This window comes from Chimaeribacter sp. YP20170169, assembly GCF_056739715.1.
The window spans coordinates 1,185,470-1,209,023 of sequence record NZ_CP176824.1 but is presented as its reverse complement, the minus strand read 5'-3'; the positions used below and the strand labels follow the sequence as shown (position 1 = coordinate 1,209,023).

Below are 23,554 nucleotides of genomic sequence, written 5' to 3'. Positions count from 1 at the left end.
ATACCCTGTTCCGCCTGCCCGCGTTGCATTGTTTGACAAACTCTTGTTCGTTAAACCATCAACAACAGCGCCAGTACAACCACTGCCCCGATGCCCATTGAGGCCATGTACCAGCGCACCTGGCCGTTCTCACTCAGCACCAACCCACGGTTGCCGACGCGTGTCAGCAGGGCCGGCAGGTTCATCAGCGAGTTCAGCGGATCGCTGCGCAGGATGCGCGCCACCAGCAGGTAAGGCTTAACGAAAACCATGTCATAGAGCCAGTCAAAGCCCCAGGCATGGAACCACCAGACCGAGAAGAAGCGGCCCGGCGCGCTTTTCGCCACGTTGTTGACCAGCGTACGTTTGCCAAGGTAGAGCGCGGCAGCCAGCAGGATGCCCACGATCGCCACGATCCCGGAGGTCACTTCCAGCATCACCTTGCCCTCTTCGCTGGCGTGGCCCTCTGGCAGTACGCCCGCCAGCGGCGGCGTAATCAGCGCGCCGACGAAGGTAGAGAGCACCAGCAGCACAATCAGCGGCAGGTGATGGGTAATGCCCTTGCCCGCATGTGCCTTGGTGTGCGCCTCACCGTGGAACACGATGAAGATCATGCGGAAGGTGTAGAGGGAGGTCAGGAATGCCCCCACCAGCCCAGCCAGCATCAGGTTGATATGGCCGTTGGCGTAGGCGCCGAACAGGATCTCATCCTTACTGTAGAAGCCTGCCGTTACCAGCGGCAGGGCCGCCAGCGCCGCACCGCCCACCAGGAAGCAGATGTAGACCAGCGGAATGGTTTTGCGCAATCCGCCCATCTTGAAGATGTTCTGCTCGTGGTGGCAGGCCAGGATTACCGAACCGGAGGAGAGGAACAGCAGTGCCTTGAAGAAGGCGTGGGTCATCAGGTGGAAGATGGCCGCATCCCACGCCTGAACGCCCAGCGCCAGGAACATGTAGCCAATCTGGCTCATGGTGGAGTAGGCCAGCACACGTTTGATGTCGGTCTGTACCAGCGCGGCGAAACCGGCCAGCAGCAGGGTTACTGCGCCGATGATGCCCACCAGATGCAGCACCTCCGGTGCCATCAGGAACAGGCCGTGGGTACGGGCGATCAGGTAGACGCCCGCGGTCACCATGGTCGCGGCGTGGATCAGTGCGGAGACCGGCGTCGGGCCAGCCATCGCGTCCGCCAGCCAGGTTTGCAGCGGCAGCTGTGCCGATTTACCAACCGCGCCGCCCAGCAGCATCAGGGTCGCCCAGGTGATCGCCGTGTCGCCGACCGCCAGACGCTGCGGTGCCAGCTCCATCACCTCACGGATGTTCAGCGTGCCCAGCTCGTGGTAGAGGATAAACAGCGCAAAGGCTAGGAACACGTCACCCACGCGGGTCACGATAAAGGCCTTCATCGCCGCCTTGCCATTCTCTGGATTGGAGTAGTAGAACCCAATCAGCAGATAGGAGCACAGCCCCACCCCTTCCCAGCCGAGGTACATCAGCAGCAAGTTATCTGCCAGCACCAGTACCACCATGCTGGCGATAAACAGGTTGGTGTAGGCGAAGAAGCGGGAGTAGCCCTCTTCACCGCGCATGTACCAGGAGGCGAACATGTGGATGAAGAAGCCGACGCCGGTCACCACGGACAGCATGGTCAGCGACAGGCCATCGAGCGTCAGGGTGGCGGCGATGTTGAAGTCGCCCACCTGCATCCAGTTCCACAGGTTCTGGTTAAACACCTGCACCCCGGTGGCGCGCTGGGAGAGGAAATCCATCGCCACGTAGACGGTGACCAGCGCCGCCAGCCCAATGGAGCCGACGCCAACGGTGGCCGACAGGTTCTCCGACCAGCGGCCACGGGAGAATGCCAACAGCAAAAAGCCGATCAGCGGTATCAGAACAGTTAAGTAGAGTAAGTTCATCCGCGCATCTCACTGACAGTATCGATATTCAGGGTATGACGACGGCGATAGAGCTGGAGCAGCAACGCCAGGCCAATGCTGGCCTCCGCCGCCGCCAGGCTGATCGCCAGGATATACATCACCTGACCGTCGGCCTGTCCCCAATAGCTTCCTGCCACCACGAACGCCAATGCGGCTGCATTGATCATCACCTCAAGGCTGATGAGCATGAACAGCAGGTTGCGGCGAATCAACAACCCCGTCAGCCCCAGCACAAACAGGATGGCCGCCAGAATCAGGCCATGTTGTAGAGGGATCATGCTTTTTCCTCCGTTTTACGTTTCACCGCGTCACTGCTCAGCACCTCGCCAGGCTTGTGCTCGCGGCCCACATGGTAGGCAACCACCAGACCAGCCAGCAGTAGCATTGAGGCCAGCTCCACCGCCAGTACATAAGGGCCGAACAGGCTGATACCGACTGCCTTGGCGTCCACTACCTGACCGTCGATGCCCTGATCGTTGATGGTGCGGATGGCATAGACCAGCACCACCAGCAACACCAGCGAGAGCAGACCCGGCCCAATCCAGGCACCGGGTTTCAGCCAGTTGCGCTCCTGCTCCTGCACCGAGTTGCCAAGGTTGAGCATCATCACCACGAAGACGAACAGCACCATGATGGCACCGGCGTAGACGATGATCTCCAGCGCCCCGGCGAAGTACGCGCCAAGGGTAAAGAACACCGCGGCAATCGCCAGCAGGGAGATAATCAGGTACAGCAGGGCATGCACGGGATTGGTGTGCGAGATGACGCGAATGGTCGCGGCCACCGCCACCAACGCGGCAATATAAAAGGCGAATTCCATGCTTGCTGGCTCCTTAAGGCATCAGGCCCTTGACGTCGATCGGTTTGGCTTCATTTTCCGCATCGCCTTTCGCTTTGCCGTCAATCGCCATACCGGCCATCCGGTAGAAGTTATATTCCGGATATTTACCCGGCCCAGAGATCAGCAGATCTTCCTTCTCATACACCAGATCCTGACGCTTGAACTCACCCAGTTCGAAATCCGGCGTCAGCTGGATGGCGGTGGTCGGGCACGCCTCTTCACACATGCCGCAGAAGATGCAGCGTGAGAAGTTGATGCGGAAGAACTCAGGATACCAGCGGCCATCCTTCATCTCGGCCTTCTGCAAGGAGATGCAGCTGACTGGGCAAGCGACGGCGCACAGGTTACAGGCCACGCAGCGCTCTTCGCCGTCCGGATCGCGCGTCAGCACGATGCGGCCACGGTAGCGCGGCGGCAGGTAGACCGGCTCTTCAGGATACATGCGGGTTTCACGCTTGCTGAACGCGTGCAGGCCGATCATCCAAATACTGCGTAGCTGGGTGCCGAAACCAACCACTAACTCTTTCAATGTCATGGTTCATTCACCCCTTATTGAGCGTTGTACAAAATGACCGCGGCGGTCGCCAGCAGGTTCAGCAGGGTCAGCGGCAGGCACACTTTCCAGCCAAATGACATCACCTGGTCATAGCGCGGGCGCGGCAGCGCGGCGCGGATCAGGATGAACATCATCATGAAGAAGGCAGTTTTCAGCGCGAACCAGATAAACGGCGGCAGGAATGGCCCCTGCCAGCCGCCAAAGAACAACGTCACAATCAGGGCGGAGACCGTCACGATCCCGATGTACTCGCCCACAAAGAACAGGCCGAACTTCATGCCGGAGTATTCAATGTGGTAACCATCGGCCAACTCCTGCTCGGCCTCCGGCTGGTCAAACGGGTGACGGTGGCACACCGCGACGCCAGCGATCGCAAAGGTCACGAAGCCGAAGAATTGCGGGATGATGTTCCAGACGTTTGCCTGGCTGTTGACGATGTCGCTCATGTTGAAGGAGCCAGCCTGTGCCACCACGCCCATCAGGGAGAGGCCGAGGAACACCTCGTAGCTCAGGGTCTGGGCCGAGGCGCGCATCGCCCCCAACAGCGAGTATTTGTTGTTACTGGACCAGCCAGCGAACAGCACGGCGTATACCGCCAGACCGGCCATCATCAGGAAGAACAGGATACCGATGTTGAGGTCGGAGACCGCCCACGTCGGGCTGACCGGCACAATCGCAAATGCCAGCAGCAGCGAGGTGAAGGCGATCATCGGTGCCAAGGTGAAGATCGCCCGGTCAGTAAAGGGCGGCACCCAGTCCTCTTTGAAGAACATCTTGATCATGTCGGCGACCAGCTGGAGCGACCCGCCCCAGCCCACCCGGTTTGGCCCGTAGCGGTTCTGGAACAGGCCGAGCAGACGGCGCTCGCCGAAACTCATGAAGGCACCGCAGGAGACCACCACCAGCAGGATCACCACCGCCTTCAGGATGGCGATCAGCACGTCGATCACCTCGGAGTTAAACCAACTCATAATGCCGCCTCCCGCAGATTTTCAACCTTCGCACCCACCAGCACCGGCGGAATGCCCGGCAAGCCAATAGGCAGGCCCAACTGGCCCTGACGCAGCGTGTCGCTCAGGCGCACCGGCAGGCGCAGCGTCTGGCCGGCGCAGGTGAACTCCACCAGCGCGCCAAGGTTCACACCCAGACGGGCGGCGTCTTCACGGCTGACCATCACGTAGGGTTGCGGCATCCGTTGCTGAATGACCGGCGCGCGCTGGGAGAGCTCCTCACTGCCGAACAGGTGGTAGTAAGGCGCAATACGCCACTGGCCGTCGGTGGTGACGGTGGCGGGTGGAATCTCCTTGAAGTATGCCAATGTCCCCTCCCCTGCCTCGATCAGGCGCACGCCCGGATCGCCATGGCGCAGGTGGCCGCCCACTTCGTCTTGGAACTTGTTCCAGGCCTGTGGTGAGTTCCAGCCCGGTGCCCAGGCGAAAGGCACCTGGTTGCGGTCGGCCAGCGGGTTGTTGTTCCCCTCCATTGAGAAGGCAAACATGGTGTCACGGTCCACCGGCTGGCGCGGCTCATGCACGTTGATGTTGGCGCGCATGGCGGTACGGCCACTGTAACGGTGCGGCGCGCGGGAGAGCTTCTGCCCACGGATGCGGAACGAGGCGTCCGGCGCGGCATCACGGATGCCAGCCAGTTGCGGCAGCGCGGTGGCGCAGGCTTCGATCACATGGTCGAGATCGCTCCAATCTATCTGGCGGTTGTGGCGCAGGGCGTGCAGCGAGTGCAGCCAACGCCAGCTCTCCAGAATTGCCACGCTGTGGTCATAGTAGGCCGGGTCATAAACCTGGAAGTAACGCTGGGCGCGCCCCTCCTGGTTAACCAGCGTACCGTCGCCCTCAGCAAAGCTGGCAGCTGGCAGCACCAGCGAGGCGCGATCCATGATGGCGGTGTGCTGGTGGTCGGTGACAATCAGGTTGCTGACCTTTGCCAGTGCGGCGTCGACGCGGCTGAGCGGCGCATGGCGATAGAGATCGTTCTCCATCACGATGGCGGTATCCGCGTTGCCGTTCTCCAGCAGCGCCAGCGCGTCATCCAGCGAGCCACCGCCCATCAGCGCCAGACCCATGCTGTTGGCGGCCGGGGCGACAAAGGTGATGCCAACCTGGCTGCCACGACGTTTCAGCGCCTGCGCCACGTTGGCGGCGGCGGCGATGATCGCCTCACTGCCGGCGTTGCTGCCGGTGATGATCAGCGGCTTCTGCGCGCCGGCCAGTGCCTGTACCACCACATCCAGCTTGCCTTTCAGCGTATCGGGTAGGTCATTGACCGCCGGTGCGCCCTCGTCCAGCGCATGGGCAATGGCGAAACCGAGGCGAGCCTGCTCCTCCACCGGGGCGTGATAGCTCCAGGCGGCGATGTCGTCCAGCTTGGTGCTGTCGACGCTGGTCATAAACAGCGGGTGTTTGGCATGTTGGCCGATGTTCAGTACCGCGGCGATCTGCCAGTCGGCCACACGCTGGGCGGCAGCCATCTGGCGCGCCTTGCCCTTCACCGCCTGACGCACGGAGAGCGCGATGCGCGCGCCGGTCTGGGTCAGATCCTCACCCAGAATCAGCACCGCGTCATAGCTCTCAATCTCGCGCAGCGCTGGCGTGTGCACGCCGCCCTGTTGCAGGATGTTGAGCATCATGTTCAGGCGTGACAGTTCTGGCGCGGCGATGCCGGTGTAGAAGTTCTCCGCCCCCACCAGCTCACGCAGCGCAAAGTTGCTCTCGAGGCTGGCGCGCGGTGAGCCGATGCCAATGGCGCGACGCGCCTGACGCAGCATGTCCGCCGCTCCCTCCAGCGCCTGCGCGGCGTTGAGGGTGATCCAGTCGCTGCCGCGCAGTTGGCGCGGGTGCTTCGGCCGGTCTTTCAGGTTCACGTAGCCGTAGCCAAAGCGGCCGCGGTCACACAGGAAGTACTGGTTGACGGTGCCGTTGTAGCGGTTTTCGATGCGACGCAGCTCGCCATAACGCTCGCCGGGGCTGGTGTTGCAACCGACGCTGCACTGTTGGCAGATGCTCGGTGCGAACTGCATGTCCCATTTGCGGTTATAGCGTTCGGAGTGGGTTTTGTCGGTGAAGACGCCGGTCGGGCACACCTCCACCAGGTTGCCGGAGAATTCGCTCTCCAGCGGGCCATCTTCCGGCCGGCCAAAGTAGACGTTGTCATGTGCGCCATAGACGCCCAGATCGGTGCCGTCGGCATAATCTTTGTAGTAGCGCACGCAGCGGTAGCAGGCGATGCAGCGGTTCATCTCATGGGAGATAAACGGCCCCAGATACTGGTTGTTGTGGGTGCGTTTGGTAAAGCGGTAGCGCCGGAAGCTGTGGCCGGTCATCACCGTCATATCCTGCAGGTGGCAGTTGCCCCCCTCCTCGCAGACCGGGCAGTCGTGCGGGTGGTTGGTCATCAGCCACTCGACGACACTTTCGCGAAACTCTTTCGCTTCCTGGTCATCAATGGAGATGAAGGTGCCGTCTGACGCGGGGGTCATACAGGACATCACCAAGCGGCCACGGGTATCTTCCGCATTTTGGAACTGCTTGACCGCACATTGGCGGCAAGCGCCGACGCTTCCTAGCGCCGGATGCCAGCAAAAATAGGGTATATCGAGACCGAGGGAGAGGCAGGCCTGCAACAGGTTGTCCGCTCCGTCGACTTCATACTCTTTGCCGTCTACATGAATCGTAGCCATAGTCAGCATGCTTCCACAAGGCCCGTGCAGGCACGGGCGTTAATCAAAAATTCTGTTGGGCGCGGACGGGGCAAACCCCGTCCCCACGCGGGCGTTAAAAGCGTTGCTTCAGCAGGTTGTTGGTCTGAATGCCGCCAATCGCGCGCGCATTGCTGTAGTGCTGCTTGGCGATGCCCGCCTCGAATTCGTCCCGGAAATATTTAATCGCGCTCTGCAATGGCTCGACCGCCCCCGGCGCGTGGGCGCAGAAGGTTTTGCCAGGGCCAAGGAAGCGGCAGAGTTGCTGCAGCGTCTCGATGTCGCCAGGCTGCCCCTCGCCGCGCTCCAGCGCGCGCAGGATCTTCACGCTCCACGGCAGGCCATCGCGGCACGGCGTGCACCAGCCACAGGATTCGCGCGCGAAGAACTCTTCTAGATTGCGCACCAGCGACACCATGTTGATCTCGTGGTCAACCGCCATCGCCAGCGCGGTGCCGAGACGGCTGCCAGCCTTGCCAATGTTGTCGAAATCCATCGGCAGGTCGAGGTGATCGGCGGTCAGGAAGTCAGTGCCCGCCCCGCCCGGCTGCCACGCCTTGAACTTCAGCCCGTCACGCATCCCGCCCGCGTAATCCTCCAGGATCTCGCGAGCGGTGATGCCAAACGGCAGCTCCCAGACGCCTGGGTTTTTCACCCGGCCGGAGAAGCCCATCATCTTGGTGCCAGCGTCGCCGCTCTTACCTGCGGACAGCCCCTTGTACCACTCCACGCCATGTTCAATGATCGCTGGTACGTTGCACAGGGTTTCGACGTTGTTCACGCAGGTCGGCTTGCCCCAAACGCCAGCAGAGGCCGGGAATGGCGGCTTGGAGCGCGGGTTGGCGCGGCGCCCCTCCAGCGAGTTGATCAGCGCAGTTTCCTCGCCGCAGATGTAGCGGCCAGCACCGGTGTGCACGATCAGTTCGAAATCGAAACCGCTGCCGTAGATGTTTTTGCCCAGCAGGCCCGCTTCGGTGGCCTCGGCGATGGCGCGACGCAGGTTCACCGCCGCCTCGATATATTCGCCACGCAGGAAGATGTAGCCACGATAGGCTTTCAGCGCATAGGCGGCGATCAGCATCCCCTCCACCAGCAGGTGGGGCATCTGCTCCATCAGCAGGCGGTCTTTGTAGGTGCCCGGCTCCATCTCATCGGCGTTGCACAGCAGGTAACGGATGTTCATGCTGTCGTCTTTCGGCATCAGGCTCCATTTCAGGCCCGTGGAGAAGCCCGCGCCGCCGCGGCCCTTCAGCCCAGCATCCTTGACCAGCGTCACGACTTCATCCTGCGCCATGCCCTTGAGTGCCTTTTCCGCGCCAGCATAGCCGTTCTTGCTGCGGTACTCGTCCAGCCAGATTGGCTGCTTGTCGTCACGCAGACGCCAGGTCAGCGGGTGCTGCTCGGCGGTGCGCACGATGGTTCTTGGAGTAAAGCCCGTGGTTGTCATTGATACTGCTCCAGTAGCCCGTCAATATCGTCCGGCTTCAGGTGACTGTGGGTATCCTCATCAATCATCATGGTCGGCCCCTTGTCGCAGTTGCCCAGACAGCAGGTAGGCAGCAGGGTGAACCGGCCATCCGGAGTGGTTTGTCCCGGCTTGATGCTCAGCTTCTTCTCAATGGCCGCCTGAATGCCCTGATAGCCGGTGATGTGACACACCACGCTGTCGCAGTAACGAATCACGTGGCGGCCCACTGGCTGGCGGAAGATCTGGCTGTAGAACGTCGCCACGCCCTCTACGTCGCTGGCCGGGATGCCCAGCACCTCAGCGATGGCGTAAATGGCACCGTCCGGCACCCAGCCGCGCTGCTTCTGCACAATCTTCAGCGCCTCAATGGAGGCAGCGCGCGCATCTTCGTAGTGGTGCTTCTCATGCTCAATCGCGTCGCGTTCCGCCGCGGAGAGCACGAACGCCTCCGTCGCGTCTGGCGTCACGATGTTGATGGCTTGGGGTTGGGTCACTTTATTGAACTCTGTCATCGTTAGCGGTCCACATCTGACATGACGAAATCGATACTGCCGAGGTACACGATCAGGTCGGATACCAGGCTGCCACGGATTACCGAGGGAATATGTTGCAGGTGCGGGAAGCTCGGCGTACGGATGCGCGTGCGGTAGCTCATGGTGCTGCCGTCACTGGTCAGGTAGTAGCTGTTGATCCCCTTGGTGGCCTCAATCATCTGCAGTGACTCATTCGCCGGCATCACAGGCCCCCACGACACTTGCAGGAAGTGGGTGATCAGGGTCTCAATGTGTTGCAGCGTCCGCTCTTTCGGCGGCGGCGTGGTCAGCGGGTGATCGGCCTTGAACGGCCCCTCTGGCATATTCTTCAGGCACTGCTCCAGAATGCGCAGGCTCTGGCGGATCTCTTCCACCTTCAGCATCACGCGGGTGTAGCAGTCGCTGATGCCATCGCCCAGCGGCACTTCAAAGTCGAAGTGCTCATAGCCGGAGTACGGGCGCGCCTTGCGCACATCGAAATCGATGCCGGTGGCACGCAGGCCCGCGCCAGTCACACCCCACTCCAGCGCCTCTTTGGCGTTGTAGGCGGCGACGCCCTGAGAACGCCCCTTCAGGATGCTGTTCTTCAGTGCGGCTTTGACATAGGAGTCGAGGCGCGCTGGCATCCAGTCGAGGAATTCGCGCAGCAGGCGATCCCAGCCGCGCGGCAGGTCATGCGCCACGCCACCGATGCGGAACCACGCCGGGTGCATACGGAAGCCGGTGATTGCCTCCACCAGATCATAAATTTTCTGGCGGTCGGTAAAGGCGAAGAAGACCGGCGTCATGGCGCCGACGTCCTGAATGAAGGTACTCACGTAGAGCAGGTGGCTGTTGATGCGGAACAGCTCGGAGAGCATCACGCGGATGACGTTGACGCGATCCGGCACCACGATGCCGGCCAGCTTCTCTACCGCCAGCACATAGGGCATCTCATTGACGCAGCCGCCGAGGTACTCGACGCGGTCAGTGTAGGGGATGTAGCTGTGCCAGGACTGACGCTCGCCCATCTTCTCAGCGCCACGGTGGTGGTAGCCGATGTCCGGGACGCAATCGACAATCTCCTCGCCATCCAGTTGCAGGATGATGCGGAAAGCCCCGTGCGCCGACGGGTGGTTCGGGCCGAGGTTGAGGAACATGAAGTCCTCGTTCTCGGTGCCGCGCTTCATGCCCCACTCTTCTGGCTTAAAGGTCAGCGCCTCCATCTCCAGCGCCTCTTTTTGCTTGGTCAGCGTGAAGGGGTCAAACTCAGTGGCGCGCGCCGGGTAGTCCTTGCGCAGCGGGTGCCCTTCCCAGGTTGGCGGCATCATGATGCGCGTCAGGTGCGGGTGGCCGTCGAAGGTGATGCCGAACATCTCCCAGGTCTCACGCTCATACCAGTTGGCATTAGGGTAGATCGAGGTCAGCGAAGGCAGGTGCAGGTCAGTCTCCTTCAGCGCCACCTTGAGCATGATGTCCCGGTTGCGCTCAATGGAGAGCAGGTGCACAAACGTGGAGAAATCCGCCTCCGGCAAGCCGTGGCGGTGGGTACGCAGACGCTCGTCCATGCCATGCAGGTCATACAGCATCACATAGGGTTTTGGCAGCTTGCGTAAAAAGGTGGCCACTTCCAGTAGTTGTTCACGTTTTACCCATACCACGGGCATCCCGGTGCGGGTCGCTTGAACAGTGAAGGCATCCGGCCCAAAACGGTTGCGCAATTCACCCACAACCGGATCATCGAGATGGTCACGGCTCTGCCAGGCTGGCTGGGCGAGGTCTTGCGTCGTTAAATCTGTCATAATTTTTCACCACACAAAATGGTCTGCGTTGACCGGGTCTGCCGCCGCTTATTCTTCTTCCCTGCCGGTAACGGCGCTTGCTCAACGCCTGGGCCAATCAGGGGTGCGGTGCGGCTGCCCAATGAACTAACAGGCGACCGCAGCGTTAAATCTCGTCAGGCGAGCGCAGGTTTGTCACGGCAATGCGCTCGCCATGCTTGCGCTCTCTCTCTGACTGCATGTTGGCGCGGTAGACGCCCTGGTCACCCACCACCCAAGAGAGCGGACGGCGCTCTTTGCCAATCGACTCCTGCAGCAGCATCAGCGCCTGCATATAGGCCTCCGGGCGCGGCGGGCAGCCGGGAATGTAGACGTCCACCGGCAGGAATTTGTCCACGCCCTGCACCACGGAGTAGATGTCATACATGCCACCAGAGTTGGCGCAGGCGCCCATCGAGATCACCCACTTTGGCTCCAGCATCTGGTCATACAGGCGCTGGATGACCGGGGCCATCTTGGTGAACGGCGTACCGGCCACCACCATGAAGTCCGCCTGACGTGGTGAGGCGCGCAATACTTCCGCCCCAAAACGCGCCACGTCATGCACGGCGGTGAAAGAGGTCACCATCTCCACATAGCAGCAGGACAGGCCGAAGTTATAGGGCCAAAGAGAGTTTTTGCGTCCCCAGTTCACCATGTCGTGCAATGCGTGCTCGAGTTTCCCCATATAGACGCTGCGGTGGACATGTTGCTCCAGGGGATCGGTAACGATCTCCTGTTTTTGCAGGGGGTAACGGTCGTTCTCACCGTCAGGTTCTACACGGGTCAGCGTATAGTCCATCTTAATGCCTCGCTGTTACTGCGGATGACGTTGGGTGTTGTTTGTAATTGCCTCTGGCCGGCGGCGGCCAGTGTTGCGCGCCGGCGCCCAGTCCAGTGCGCCGATACGCACCAGATACACCAGCCCGGCCAGCAACACGACAATGAAAATGGCGGCTTCGACGAACCCGGTCCAGCCGCTCTCGCGGATGGAGGTGGACCATGCATACAGATACAGGGCTTCCACGTCGAAAATGACGAAAAACATGGCTACCAGATAGAATTTGGCTGAAAGCCGCATTCTTGCCGACCCTACCGGATCTATCCCTGACTCAAACGGAATATTTTTTCCACGCGCCCGGGCTCTCCCACCCAGATAGAACGCGCCGAGAAGCATAAGACCGCAAAGCCCAATAGCAACGATAAGGAAGATGGCGAACGCCCAGTTATGGGCCATGACTTCAGTGGTTGTTGACATACTCTTAGCTTACTCATCAAAAGCGGCGACCATGGATCTGCTCTTTTTTCCGGCAGCTTCTGCACCACATCGATTCAAGGGAAGGATTAATAACCACAACAAAACAGTGCGTTTAAGGTCGTTAAGGCAGTGTTTTAATGTGGGCTTTTTACTCCTTTCTATAACCTTTTGTCAACTTTAACAAAAGTAACTCCATATTAATTTACATGGTTATCATTTTATTAACATGAGGTGCGCTAGGATGCGCTAAATCGTGTCAGTTAAAAAATGAGCATTAACAGAAGGATGTGAAAAGGGGTAAGCAGTCGCGAACAACTATAGCACTCTGTCAAAAAGTTTCAGGGCTTCCATGTAATAACTAGGGTTATTTTTTTGATCTAGAACACACTTCCGCTCTTTTTGCTAAAAAAATGAGCAATTACCTCAAGGGAAATAGAGATTTCATAAAAATGAAATAAAGGTTTGATTTGGGATAAGTGTACGTCAGTTGGTTAAAGATGAGAATGAGAACCACTCTTGTCTTTAACAGAAAAGCAGGGGAAGTTTGCCGGGTGTAGCGAAGATTAGGACGAGTAAAATGGCGCAGTCACGCCATCAGAGGGTCAAGATCGCTAAAAAACAGAAAACAAAAGATAACCTGCTGATTAATAACAGGCTATCTTTTAGCAAAAGTCATTTACTCAATTTTCGTCATCGAGCAAATATTCATTGTCTTCACTGGAGCCGCTGTGGGTGGCGACATAAGGCTCGTTGCCGTTCTCCACCGCGCTGAAGATGGCCATAGCCAGCTCGCTTTCGCACTCCGCGTTTTTGTACAGCCCATACTGGGTATCCGGCAGCTTGGGTAGCCCTTCCGCATCACCCAGCACACGCAGCTCTGGGCTCATCATCTCAATCGGCCGGGCAGTGACCCCTAAGCCAGCGCGCACGGCGGCGCGTATTGCTGAGAGTGTCGACGCGACATAGGCAATACGCCAAGGAATGCCAGCCTGATTGAGCAGGTTGATGGCCATGCTGCGGTATGGGCTGGGCTCATCCAGCAGCACCAGCGGCACCGCATCGCCGGTTGGGAACTTGTAATCGGCGGCACAGTACCACAGGGTGGGCGAGGTCCGCAGAATGACGTGCGGGTGCTCGTTGTCCACAACCGTGGTGACGGCCAGATCGATCTCATTCTTTTCCAGCATCTCCATCATGAATGGGCTACGCTTGACACGTACATCGATCGCCAGCTTGGGATAGACGGACGTCACCCGGTTTAGCAGGAAAGGCAGGATGGTATCCGCCGTATCGTCGGAAGCCCCAATGGTCATTACGCCCTGGACATCGCTGTACATCAACGAGGTGCAGGCCTCATCGTTGAACCGCAGGATTTTCCTCGCATAGCCAAGCAGTTGAATACCATGCTCTGTCAGCAGCTTGTTACGCCCGTGGCGGGCAAACAGCTCCTTCCCCACCAGTTGCTCCAGGCGCTGCATCTGCTGACTGACAGCAGACTGGGTACGACAGACCGCTGCGGCTGCGGCGGCAAAGGTATTCAAATCAGCAACAGCGACAAAGGTCCTGAGCAGATCAAGATCCAGATTAAGTATCGGACGAGTTGCATTTGTCATAGTGTTTTCTTCACTTTTTAGAATCTAATAACAAACTACCCTGGCATTGCGTGTGTAGTATTCACAGAGTGCAGAATACCAGATAAGACAGTACCCCACTCATTTCCGGGGCAAAAATGGTGTTAATCCGCCAGAATTTTCCGCTTCATTAGACCGAAAATAATCTTTCGCTCTAATAATACGGTTTTATTAGAATGAAAAAAACTCCCCTCGTCTGACGTGAGTCCGTCTCCTTCTACAGGATGGCCGGATCCTGACTTGCTTTCCGTCACCTGTTACTCTGATTTCTCCAGATAGGTTACGAAAGTTTTTAAGGGCGATGCAACAAGATGAAATAGGTTAAATTATGAAAGGGCGCTATACCAACCCGCACTGTTAAGAAATAATAACAGTACTCAGGCAGGCTGTAACTGACAACCGGTTTAGTATTTGCTGCCTTAATAACTTTATTACTCATCAGATTAATCGCAACAGGATTTATGATAATTTCATCACACTAAAATGAAAATTTCACGATTTCACCCGTAACTTCACTCAAATTTATCACAATAATTTTCAATTCTTTTCCCCCGTCCCAATTCATTATTGGTTTTGTATCGTTTTAACCGGTAAGCAGAATGTTCGGGCTTAATTATTTTGCCTGCGCATTAAGTAAGAATTGTGAAGCTCGCCCCCTCCCCCTTTGGACATTTGCCATCGCGAAAAAGTGATTGGCAACGATAAAAAGGTTTCCTCTTGCTGCCCCGCTTAGCCTAATGCCCACTGGTCGTTCTCTCCCACACCGGCATAGCGAGTCGGTTCGAGGTATATATAATGAATACAAAACGAAAAATAGGTTTGCACCATTATCTCTCTTACGGGTCAGGTGATTTTCTCGGTGCCGGCACCACGGCCCTGACCGCTGCCTGGCTGCTCTATTTTTACACAACATTCTGCGGCCTGACGCCGATTGAAGCGACATTTATTTTTGCCATGGCGCGCGTGCTGGATGCGGTGGTCAGTCCGCTGATGGGCTTTTTGACCGATAATTTTGGCGATACCTGGCTGGGCAAGCGATTTGGTCGGCGTAAGTTCTTTATTCTGCTCGGCATTCCCGCGGTATTCAGCTATAGCCTGATGTGGGTCGGCGATATGGGCTACTGGTACTATCTGCTGACTTACCTCTTCTTCGACGTGGTCTATACCATGATTCTGGTGCCCTATGAGACGCTAGTACCGGAGATGACCGATGACTTCAAGCAGAAGACCAAGTTCTCTGGCGCCCGCATCGCCATGGCGCAGCTCTCCGCCATTCTGGCCGCCTTCCTGCCCGGCATCCTGCTCGGCATCTTTGGCAAGGACAACGCAATCTCCTTCTTCTACGCGAGTCTGGTGTTCTCCGTTATCTGCGCCATCGTGCTAACGCTGGTCTACTGCTTTACCTGGGAACGGCCGCGGGAGGAGATGTCCAGCGAGCAGATTGCTGCGATGCAGGCCAACCGGCAGTTGACGCTCGGCCAGAGTTTGCGCCGACTGATTACCGAACTTGCCTCAACCTTCCGTATCCGGATTTTCCGCCAGCATTTGGGTATGTATTTAGGGGGTTACATCGCACAGGATGTCTTTAACGCGGTGTTCACCTACTACGTAGTGTTTGTGCTGATGCAGAGTGCTACCATCGCCTCCAACCTGATGGGCACCATGGCCATCCTGCAATTCATTGCGGTGATTGGCATGATTCCGCTCTGTATCCGCCTCGGGCCAGCCCCCTCCTACCGTATGGTGGTGACGCTGTTTGGCCTGAGCGCCTTCTCCTATGCCCTGCTCTACTTCAGCAACATGCATGACAGCATGACCGCGCTGCTGTTCATCTCGGCGGTGGCTGGCCTTGGCCGCGGCGGCATCAACTATGTGCCGTGGAATATTTATACCTACATTGCTGACGTGGATGAGGTGATCACCGGCCAGCGCCGCGAGGGGATCTTCGCGGGTATCATGACCCTGACGCGCAAGGCGTCTCAGGCGGGTGCCGTGATGCTAGTGGGCATCGCGATGCAGGCTGGCGGATTTGTCTCCGGCCAGAGCGAACAGGTGCCAGAGGTGCGCAATACCATCCTGCTGATCCTGAGCGTCGGCACCGTGCTGGTACTGACCTGCGGTTTCCTGATCTCCCTGCGATTCAAACTCAACCTACAGACCCACCAGACGCTGCGTGAGGAGACACTACGCATCAAGCAGGCGGGCCGCCCAGTGCCGGAGCAGGTCTCACCGCAGGCGCGCGCCACCGTCGAACTGCTGGCGGGTATGCCCTATGAGAAGCTGTGGGGCAACAATGATATCGGTTATCTGAGCCAGCAACGCGCCCGACGCAACCTGGACGAGCGCCCGGTGTGATCCCCCTGCCTGCCGCCTGTTTGACAGGCGGCAGGCAGCTGGAGAGTTATCTTTACGACAAGGGCCATTCATGAGTACTTAATGCTGAAATTCAGCAACCTTCCAAACAATTACTCTGCACTCCTGCCCCTTTGCCTTTGCTTCATTTACGCCGCTCCCTCTGTGCAACCATTTGCACCAAAAGGGAGCGGTGCCCTTCAAAAGCCCGATCGGTCGGAGTACATTGTGCAGATTGCAGTGTTCCACGGTAGGGGCACGCTACTCCGGCAAAAAGGCTCACTTGTTTATGTCCCCCATTGAAAAATCCAGCAAACTGGACAACGTCTGTTATGACATCCGCGGCCCCGTCCTCAAAGAGGCAAAGCGCCTTGAAGAGGAGGGCAACAAAGTCCTCAAACTGAACATCGGTAACCCGGCTCCCTTTGGCTTTGAAGCCCCTGATGAAATTCTGGTCGACGTCATCCGTAACCTGCCGACGGCGCAGGGCTACTGTGACTCCAAAGGGCTGTTCTCCGCCCGCAAGGCGATCATGCAGCACTATCAGGCGCGCAACATGCGCGATATCACCGTGGAAGATATCTACATCGGCAACGGTGTCTCCGAGCTGATTGTGCAGTCGATGCAGGCGCTGCTGAACCTGGGTGACGAAATGCTGGTGCCGGCCCCAGACTACCCGCTGTGGACGGCCGCCGTCTCCCTCTCCAGCGGCAAAGCCGTGCACTACCTGTGTGACGAGGAGTCTGACTGGTTCCCGGATCTGGATGACATCCGCAGCAAAATCACCCCGCGCACCCGCGGCATCGTGATCATCAACCCGAACAACCCGACCGGTGCGGTCTACAGCAAAGAGCTGCTGATGGAGATCGTGGAGATCGCCCGCCAGCACAACCTGATCATCTTTGCCGATGAGATCTACGACAAGATCCTGTATGACGAAGCGGAGCACATCTCCATTGCCTCACTGGCGCCGGATCTGCTGACCGTCACCTTTAACGGCCTCTCCAAGACCTACCGCGTCGCGGGCTTCCGTCAGGGCTGGATGGTGCTGAACGGGCCGAAGAGCCATGCCAAGGGTTATATTGAGGGGCTGGAGATGCTGGCGTCGATGCGCCTGTGCGCCAACGTGCCGATGCAACATGCCATCCAGACTGCGTTGGGCGGCTATCAGAGCATCAGTGAGTTCATCCAGCCAGGTGGCCGTCTGGTGGAGCAGCGCAACCGCGCCTGGGAGCTGATCAATGACATTCCGGGCGTCTCCTGCGTGAAACCGCGCGGTGCGCTCTATATGTTCCCGAAAATCGACGCCAAGCGCTTCAACATCCATGACGATCAGAAACTGGTGCTGGATCTGCTGCTGCAGGAGAAGGTGCTGCTGGTGCAAGGCTCGGCCTTCAACTGGCCCTACCCTGACCATGTGCGCATTGTCACCCTGCCGCGGGTGGATGAGCTGGAGATGGCAGTGAACAAATTTGGCCGCTTCCTGGAAAACTACCACCAGTAAACGCCATCGCACTCCCCTTTACGCCGGGCACCCTGCCCGGCGTTTGCATCTTGGGCGGTGAATCCGCACAATGTGGCTCTCCTTCGCCATGTTGAGAGCCGTCCATGAGCCAAAGTCACTTTTTTGCCTATCTCTCCCGCTTGAAATTGATCAACCGCTGGCCACTGATGCGCAACGTGCGCACAGAGAATGTCTCTGAACACAGTTTGCAGGTGGCATTTGTCGCCCACGCGCTGGCGCTGATCAAAAACCGGAAATTCAACGGCAACCTTAACGCCGAGCGCGTGGCACTGCTGGCGATGTACCATGACGCCAGCGAGGTGATCACCGGCGACCTGCCGACGCCGGTGAAGTACTACAACCCGCAGATTGCACACGAGTATAAAAAGATTGAGAAGATCGCCCAGCAAAAGCTGCTGGAGATGCTGCCAGAGGAGTTGCAGAACGACTTCCGCCCGTTGCTGGATGAGCACTGCTACAGCGAAGAGGAGAAGTTGGTGGTCAAACAGGCCGATGCCCTCTGCGCTTACCTGAAGTGCCTGGAGGAGCTGTCAGCCGGTAACCATGAGTTCACCCTCGCCAAGGCGCGACTGGAGAAGACGCTGGCGCAGCGGCATAGCCCGGAGATGGGCTATTTCATGGAGGTGTTCGTGCCCAGCTTCAGCCTGTCCCTGGATGAGATCAGCCTCGACAGCGCCCTGTGACCATTAGAACGGGAACAGCCACGGCACCAGACAGAGGGTAACGGCCATCACCAGCAGCGTGAAGGGCACGCCGAGGCGCACAAAATCCCCAAACCGGTAGTTGCCCGGCGCCATTACCAGCGTATTCACTGGCGAGGAGACCGGCGTCATAAAGGCCGCTGAGGCGGCAATGGCGATGGTCAGGGTAAAGGGATAGGGCGACACGCCCATTTGCTGCGCGGCGGCGATGCCAATCGGCGCCATCAGTACCGCCGTGGCGGTGTTGGAGATAAACAACCCGATGGTCGCGCACAGCACAAACAAACTGAACTGCATCATGCGCGGGCCAGCACCGCCGGTCAGATCCATCAGGCCCTGCACAATCAGGGCAATCCCGCCGCTGTTCTGCAACGCCTGGGCGAACGGCATCATGCCGACGATCAAAATCAGGCTCGGCCAATGGATGGCTCGGTAGGCGCTCTCCATATCAATGCAGCGGAAACGGCCCATCAGCAAACAGGCGACCAGCGCGGCAACCACGTTCGGCACCTCATCCGTCACCATCAGCGCCACCATCAACGCCAGACAGAAGAGCGCGTGGGGAGCCTGATTGACCGCCGGGGCCACCTCATCCACCTCCGCCGGCAGCGTCAGTACAATCACGTCACGCGTCTGTTGCTGGAGTTGGCGGATTAACTTCCAGTCGCCCACCACCAGCAACAGGTCGCCCGGCATCAGCGCCTCATCCACCAGCGTACCCGGCAGCGTCTCCCCCTGCCGCCGCAGGCCGACCACGTTTAATCCGTAACGGCGGCGAAAGCCGATGTCTCGCAGGCTCTTGCCCAGCAGTTCCGACTCCGGGCTGAGGGCAATCTCTGCCATCCCCACGGCGCGCGCCTGCTCAGAGAAGTAGTCACCGCGCAACACCCGTGGCTCCAGTTGCTGTTCGCTGCAAAATTTGCGGACGTCAATCTCCGGGTCGGCCATGTCAATCAGCAGTACGTCGCCAGCGCGCAGCTCGGTGCCGCTGCCCACACTGACCATGATACGGCGGAAGCGCCGCCAGCGCTCAATGGCGATAATATTGGCGCGGTAGTTGGCGCGCAGGTTGAGGTCATCCAGCGCCAGCCCCACCAGCGGCGATCCGGGGCGCACCGCCAGCCGCCGAGCACGGCCCGCCAGCCGGTAGTCGCGAATCAGGTCACGGAAGGTGCGGCGTGAGCGCTCCTCCTGCTCCTCGCCCCGACGGCCGCCCAGCCAGCGCCGCGCCACCAGCATGTAGAGGATACCGAGCACCAGCACCACTACCCCAACCGGCGTGACGGCAAAGAAGCCGAAGCCCCGGTAGCCCTCGCGCAACAGTTCACTGTTCACCACCATATTCGGTGCCGTCGCCACCAGCGTCATCATGCCGCTGATCAGGCCAGCAAAGCTGAGCGGCATCATCAGGCGCGCCGGATCGATGTGCATCCGCGCCGCCACGCTCAACGCCACCGGTATGAAAATCGCCACCACACCGGTGGAACTCATAAAGGCCCCCAGCCCAGCAACACTGGCCATCAGGAGCACCATTAGTCGCAGTTCACTGCTGCCGGCGACTTTCACCAGCCAGTCGCCGAGCTGGTAGGCAACGCCGGTACGCACCAGCCCCTCGCCAATCACAAACAGTGCCGCAATCAGGATGACATTGGGATCGCTGAACCCCGCCAGCGCCTCACTGGCTGTCAGCGTGCCGCTCAGCACAAAGGCCACAATCACCAGCAGCGCCACCACATCCATGCGCAGCCGGTTGCTGGCAAACAGGTAGATGGCAACCAGCAGCAGGCAAGTTACCCAAATAAGTTGGCCGTTCACGCGCTCTTCCCCCCGATTTAAACCGGCGGGCAGCATCGCATAAAAAAGCCCCGCTCGTGCGGGGCTTAATCATGTTTGGTGCAGATTCAGGCCTGAAGGGCCTTGACGGTAATGCGTTCGCCGTGCTTCTCGACCTGCAACGCCTCCAGCGTGGTGAGCGCTATGTCCACCTGATCCAGCTTTGGCGTCTCCGCGGGCGCATTGACCGCCACCACGTGGCAGCCCGCGGCGAGGCCCGACAGTATGCCAGCCGGGGCATCCTCCACGACTACGCAGGCCTGCGGCGGCAGGCCCAGCTTCTCCGCCCCCAACAGATAGGGATCGGGTTCCGGTTTGCCATGTTTCACCTGCTCGGCGGTGATGAAGACCTTTGGCGTGGGCAGGCCAGCGGCCGCGTGGCGAGCATGGGCCACGGGCACCGAGCCGGAAGTGACGATCGCCCAAGGAATGCCCTGCTCATCCAGCTGGTTGAGCAGGCGCACCGCGCCGGGCAGCGCCCGCACCCCATCGGTGTCGGTGGCTTCCGCCTGCTCGAGGGCCAAAAACTCCTGCTGGATCGCCTCTTTGCTCTCACCCGGCATAAAGTGGCGCAACGAGGTGATGGCCTGTTTGCCGTGGATAAAGTCCAGCACCTCGTCTGGTGAGACGCTGCGGCGCGTGGCCCACGCGGTCCAGGCATGTTCCACGGCCGCCAGTGAATCGACTAACGTTCCGTCCAGGTCAAACAGAAACCCTTTGCACTCCAAAGGCATACTCTCTCCCTATAGGTCAGGCATTGATGATTTGCGCGATTTCCACCGCACTGAGATGGTACTGGCGCGGGCAGGCGCGCCAGGCGGCCAGCATCCGCTGGTATTTGTCCCACATGGCGATCTGGGCGTCAAAGTGGTGCGCCCCGGCCTCAAATTGGGGATAGCGCCCCTCGCTCTCCGTCAGGAAGCGGACATAGCCGAGGTAGCGCGCCTCGGTCGTCGCGTCAAAGCCACGGAACACCAGACGCCGTGGGTCAACGCTATCGGACGTGTTGAGCAACTCAAACGACACCTGCAGGGCATGGTACATCTCCATGATCTCCAGGATAGTGCGGCACAGCGCCTCTGGCAGCGCGCCGAACTCATGGTCCAGCTCGCGCATCTGCAGGCCGTAGCCGTGCTCGATAATCGTCTGCAACCGGCGATAGCGCGGTGCGTGATCCGGGTCAAGCATCGCCATGATCTGGTATTGGTTGGAAAGGATAAGACGCTGGGCATGGGTCATTTCCATCATAGGCTCCTGGTTAAGGCATATCGACGACGGCAGCATCGCATATTGACCGGGATGATGTATGACAAGCTGGCGATTCTTTGACACAACCGGGGTTTTTGCCCCGGCCCGCGCCTGCGGCAGATTACAGGTCGTCCAGGAATGTTTTATCCAGTTGTTTAAAGGCACGTTTCAGCACATCCGCCAGCGCCTGATACGTGGGCGTGCCTTCGACGGGTGCCAGTGCCTGACCGGCATCGGTCAGCTTGTTGCGCACCTCGTGAAACCAGTGCAGCAGCGTCGGCGGCAACGGCGTGACGGCGCGGCGCCCGAGCCACCACAGCCCCTGCATCGGCAGGCTACAGGCAAACAGCGCGGTGGCGATGGCCGGGCCAAGCTGGCCGCCGAGCGCGATTTGCCAGGTCAGCGTGAAGACCGCCAGCGGTGGCATAAAGGTAATGGCGAAGCGGGTAACCCTTGACACCCGGTTCTCCGGGAACATGGGCGCCAGACGTTTGTCGGCCGGCCAAGTTTTCATATAGTGCTGCCCGCGCTGGAAAATCTGGAACCAGCTGACAGAACCGGAGGGTTTGGTTGTCATACAGCACCTCAACTTCTTTGATAAAAGTTAAAAATAACTTGTAATGCACAAACTTTACTTTAGTGCATTCAAATTTATTTTGTCTTTCCGTAGCCCCAACGTTATCCTACTTTGACCTATTGGCGGCGTCGTTCAGAGGGAGATTTTGCTCTCTGCTGGCCGGCAAAGCAACACGGTGGCAGTGCACCGGGACTGATTAATTGTTGTACGTTTTTACGCGCATTTCGAGCAACATCAGCGATTTTTATTCATGATGACCGGAAACCCCGGCACCATGATGTTAATCATAATTGTCAATGACATTATGCGCTACGCTTGATGTCAGACGATGATTTATTAACCACGTGCTGCACTTCCGCCGTGGCGGACGGCACGAACAATAAATAGGTACTTCCATGTCGAGTAAGCTGGTACTGGTTCTTAATTGTGGTAGCTCTTCGTTGAAATTTGCCATCATTGATGCAGCAAACGGTGAAGAACACATCTCTGGTTTGGCCGAATGCTTCCATCTGCCGGAAGCCCGCATCAAGTGGAAAATGGATGGCGGCAAACAGGACGCGGCGCTGGGCGCCGGCGGCGCCCACAGCGAAGCCCTGCACTTCATTGTTAATACCATCTTGTCCCAGAAACCAGAGCTATCCGCTCAGCTCGTCGCCATCGGCCACCGCATCGTGCATGGCGGCGAGAAGTTCACTGCCTCCGCCATCATCGACGAGAGCGTGCTTCAGGGTATCAAAGACGCCTCTTCATTTGCACCCCTGCATAACCCGGCCCACCTGATCGGCATTAATGAGGCGCTCAAAGCCTTCCCACAGCTGGCAGATAAGAACGTCGCCGTGTTTGACACCGCGTTCCACCAGACCATGCCGGAGGAGTCCTACCTCTATGCCCTGCCCTACCACCTCTATAAAGAGCATGGCATCCGCCGCTATGGCGCGCACGGCACCAGCCACTTCTATGTGACCCAGGAAGCGGCCAAGATGCTCAATAAGCCGGTGGAGGAGCTGAACGTCATCACCTGCCACCTCGGCAATGGCGGCTCCGTCACTGCCGTGCGCAACGGTCAGTGCGTGGACACCTCCATGGGCCTGACCCCGCTGGAGGGTCTGGTGATGGGCACCCGCAGCGGTGACATCGATCCAGCCATCGTCTTCCACTTGCATGACAGCCTTGGCATGAGCGTGGATGAGATCAACAAGCTGCTGACCAAAGAGTCTGGCCTGCTCGGCCTGACCGAAGTGACCAGCGACTGCCGCTACGTGGAAGACAACTACGGTGAGAAAGCGGACGCCAAGCGCGCGATGGATGTCTTCTGTCACCGTCTGGCGAAATATATCGGCGCCTACGCCGCGCTGATGGAAGGCCGTCTGGACGCCGTGGTCTTTACCGGCGGCATCGGTGAGAACGCCGCGATGGTGCGTGAGTTCGCGATGGACAAGCTGGGCCTGCTGGGTCTGGAAGTTGACCACGAACGCAACCTGGCCGCCCGTTTCGGCAAGGCCGGCTTCATCAACAAGGATGGCACCCGCCCGGCGTTGGTGATTCCAACCAACGAAGAGCTGGTTATCGCGCAGGACGCCGCCCGCCTCACCGCCTAAAGAATG

At 58.9% G+C, this 23,554-nt stretch carries 20 protein-coding genes; 4 read left to right on the top strand and 16 right to left on the bottom strand.

Features of this window, described 5'->3' with window-relative positions; translation table 11 throughout:
- Window positions 1–50: 50 nt before the first annotated feature.
- The 12 genes from nuoL to lrhA all read right to left on the bottom strand — a co-directional run bounded on the left by nuoL (window position 51) and on the right by lrhA (window position 13,696).
- Window positions 51–1,895: an NADH-quinone oxidoreductase subunit L gene (nuoL, locus tag ACK3SD_RS05530; RefSeq protein WP_137762605.1), complete on the bottom strand. Its 1,845-nt coding sequence runs from the start codon at window positions 1,893–1,895 to the stop codon at window positions 51–53.
- Window positions 1,892–2,194: an NADH-quinone oxidoreductase subunit NuoK gene (gene nuoK, locus ACK3SD_RS05525; protein WP_137762604.1), complete on the bottom strand. Its 303-nt coding sequence runs from the start codon at window positions 2,192–2,194 to the stop codon at window positions 1,892–1,894. The genes nuoL and nuoK overlap by 4 nt, the downstream gene beginning before the upstream one ends.
- Window positions 2,191–2,736 (bottom strand): NADH-quinone oxidoreductase subunit J, encoded by a 546-nt coding sequence (gene nuoJ, locus ACK3SD_RS05520; protein ID WP_137762603.1) that lies wholly within the window; start codon window positions 2,734–2,736, stop codon window positions 2,191–2,193. Before nuoJ ends, nuoK begins: the two co-directional genes overlap by 4 nt.
- Before the next feature lie 13 nt (window positions 2,737–2,749).
- Window positions 2,750–3,292, bottom strand: coding sequence for an NADH-quinone oxidoreductase subunit NuoI (nuoI, locus tag ACK3SD_RS05515; protein WP_137762602.1), 543 nt, complete (start codon window positions 3,290–3,292; stop codon window positions 2,750–2,752).
- Window positions 3,293–3,306: 14 nt separating this feature from the next.
- A complete protein-coding gene (gene nuoH, locus ACK3SD_RS05510) occupies window positions 3,307–4,284 on the bottom strand; it encodes an NADH-quinone oxidoreductase subunit NuoH (protein WP_137762601.1) in 978 nt (325 codons plus the stop codon).
- The gene (gene nuoG / locus ACK3SD_RS05505) at window positions 4,281–7,007 is read right to left on the bottom strand and encodes an NADH-quinone oxidoreductase subunit NuoG (RefSeq protein WP_481127037.1); all 2,727 of its coding nucleotides are present in this window, start codon (window positions 7,005–7,007) and stop codon (window positions 4,281–4,283) included. The genes nuoH and nuoG overlap by 4 nt, the downstream gene beginning before the upstream one ends.
- 94 nt (window positions 7,008–7,101) lie before the next feature.
- Window positions 7,102–8,472, bottom strand: coding sequence for an NADH-quinone oxidoreductase subunit NuoF (nuoF, locus tag ACK3SD_RS05500; RefSeq protein WP_137762599.1), 1,371 nt, complete (start codon window positions 8,470–8,472; stop codon window positions 7,102–7,104).
- Window positions 8,469–9,005 (bottom strand): NADH-quinone oxidoreductase subunit NuoE, encoded by a 537-nt coding sequence (gene nuoE / locus ACK3SD_RS05495; protein WP_168195807.1) that lies wholly within the window; start codon window positions 9,003–9,005, stop codon window positions 8,469–8,471. The genes nuoF and nuoE overlap by 4 nt, the downstream gene beginning before the upstream one ends.
- Window positions 9,006–9,007: 2 nt before the next feature.
- Window positions 9,008–10,807, bottom strand: coding sequence for an NADH-quinone oxidoreductase subunit C/D (gene nuoC / locus ACK3SD_RS05490; protein ID WP_481127036.1), 1,800 nt, complete (start codon window positions 10,805–10,807; stop codon window positions 9,008–9,010).
- 145 nt (window positions 10,808–10,952) lie between these two features.
- Window positions 10,953–11,627 (bottom strand): NuoB/complex I 20 kDa subunit family protein, encoded by a 675-nt coding sequence (locus ACK3SD_RS05485; RefSeq protein WP_481127035.1) that lies wholly within the window; start codon window positions 11,625–11,627, stop codon window positions 10,953–10,955.
- Window positions 11,628–11,642: 15 nt separating this feature from the next.
- A complete protein-coding gene (gene nuoA, locus ACK3SD_RS05480; RefSeq protein WP_137762596.1) occupies window positions 11,643–12,083 on the bottom strand; it encodes an NADH-quinone oxidoreductase subunit NuoA in 441 nt (146 codons plus the stop codon).
- A 680-nt stretch (window positions 12,084–12,763) separates the two neighbouring features.
- The gene (gene lrhA, locus ACK3SD_RS05475; RefSeq protein WP_137762595.1) at window positions 12,764–13,696 is read right to left on the bottom strand and encodes a transcriptional regulator LrhA; all 933 of its coding nucleotides are present in this window, start codon (window positions 13,694–13,696) and stop codon (window positions 12,764–12,766) included.
- Window positions 13,697–14,509: 813 nt separating this feature from the next.
- Between lrhA and ACK3SD_RS05470 the strand changes: the two genes are divergently transcribed.
- From ACK3SD_RS05470 to yfbR, 3 genes are all read left to right on the top strand, one after another.
- Window positions 14,510–16,069 carry an MFS transporter gene (locus tag ACK3SD_RS05470; protein WP_481127034.1) on the top strand — a complete coding sequence of 520 codons (1,560 nt, stop codon included), beginning with the start codon at window positions 14,510–14,512 and terminating at the stop codon, window positions 16,067–16,069.
- A 286-nt stretch (window positions 16,070–16,355) separates the two neighbouring features.
- Window positions 16,356–17,570, top strand: coding sequence for a pyridoxal phosphate-dependent aminotransferase (locus ACK3SD_RS05465; RefSeq protein WP_137762593.1), 1,215 nt, complete (start codon window positions 16,356–16,358; stop codon window positions 17,568–17,570).
- A gap of 104 nt (window positions 17,571–17,674) precedes the next feature.
- Complete coding sequence (yfbR, locus tag ACK3SD_RS05460; RefSeq protein ID WP_137762592.1) at window positions 17,675–18,274, top strand: 5'-deoxynucleotidase; 600 nt, start codon at window positions 17,675–17,677, stop codon at window positions 18,272–18,274.
- 3 nt (window positions 18,275–18,277) lie between these two features.
- Here the strand turns inward: yfbR and ACK3SD_RS05455 are convergent, their stop codons facing one another.
- The 4 genes from ACK3SD_RS05455 to yfbV form a co-directional block, all read right to left on the bottom strand.
- A complete protein-coding gene (locus tag ACK3SD_RS05455; protein ID WP_481127033.1) occupies window positions 18,278–20,107 on the bottom strand; it encodes an SLC13 family permease in 1,830 nt (609 codons plus the stop codon).
- Between the two features lie 86 nt (window positions 20,108–20,193).
- Window positions 20,194–20,853, bottom strand: coding sequence for a sugar phosphatase (locus ACK3SD_RS05450; protein ID WP_481127501.1), 660 nt, complete (start codon window positions 20,851–20,853; stop codon window positions 20,194–20,196).
- A 22-nt stretch (window positions 20,854–20,875) separates the two neighbouring features.
- Complete coding sequence (locus ACK3SD_RS05445) at window positions 20,876–21,370, bottom strand: YfbU family protein (protein WP_481127032.1); 495 nt, start codon at window positions 21,368–21,370, stop codon at window positions 20,876–20,878.
- Window positions 21,371–21,494: 124 nt separating this feature from the next.
- Window positions 21,495–21,950 carry a terminus macrodomain insulation protein YfbV gene (gene yfbV, locus ACK3SD_RS05440; protein WP_137762590.1) on the bottom strand — a complete coding sequence of 152 codons (456 nt, stop codon included), beginning with the start codon at window positions 21,948–21,950 and terminating at the stop codon, window positions 21,495–21,497.
- A 395-nt stretch (window positions 21,951–22,345) separates the two neighbouring features.
- Here yfbV and ackA point away from each other — a divergent pair, with 395 nt between their 5' ends.
- The gene (gene ackA, locus ACK3SD_RS05435; protein WP_481127031.1) at window positions 22,346–23,548 is read left to right on the top strand and encodes an acetate kinase; all 1,203 of its coding nucleotides are present in this window, start codon (window positions 22,346–22,348) and stop codon (window positions 23,546–23,548) included.
- Window positions 23,549–23,554 lie beyond the last annotated feature (6 nt).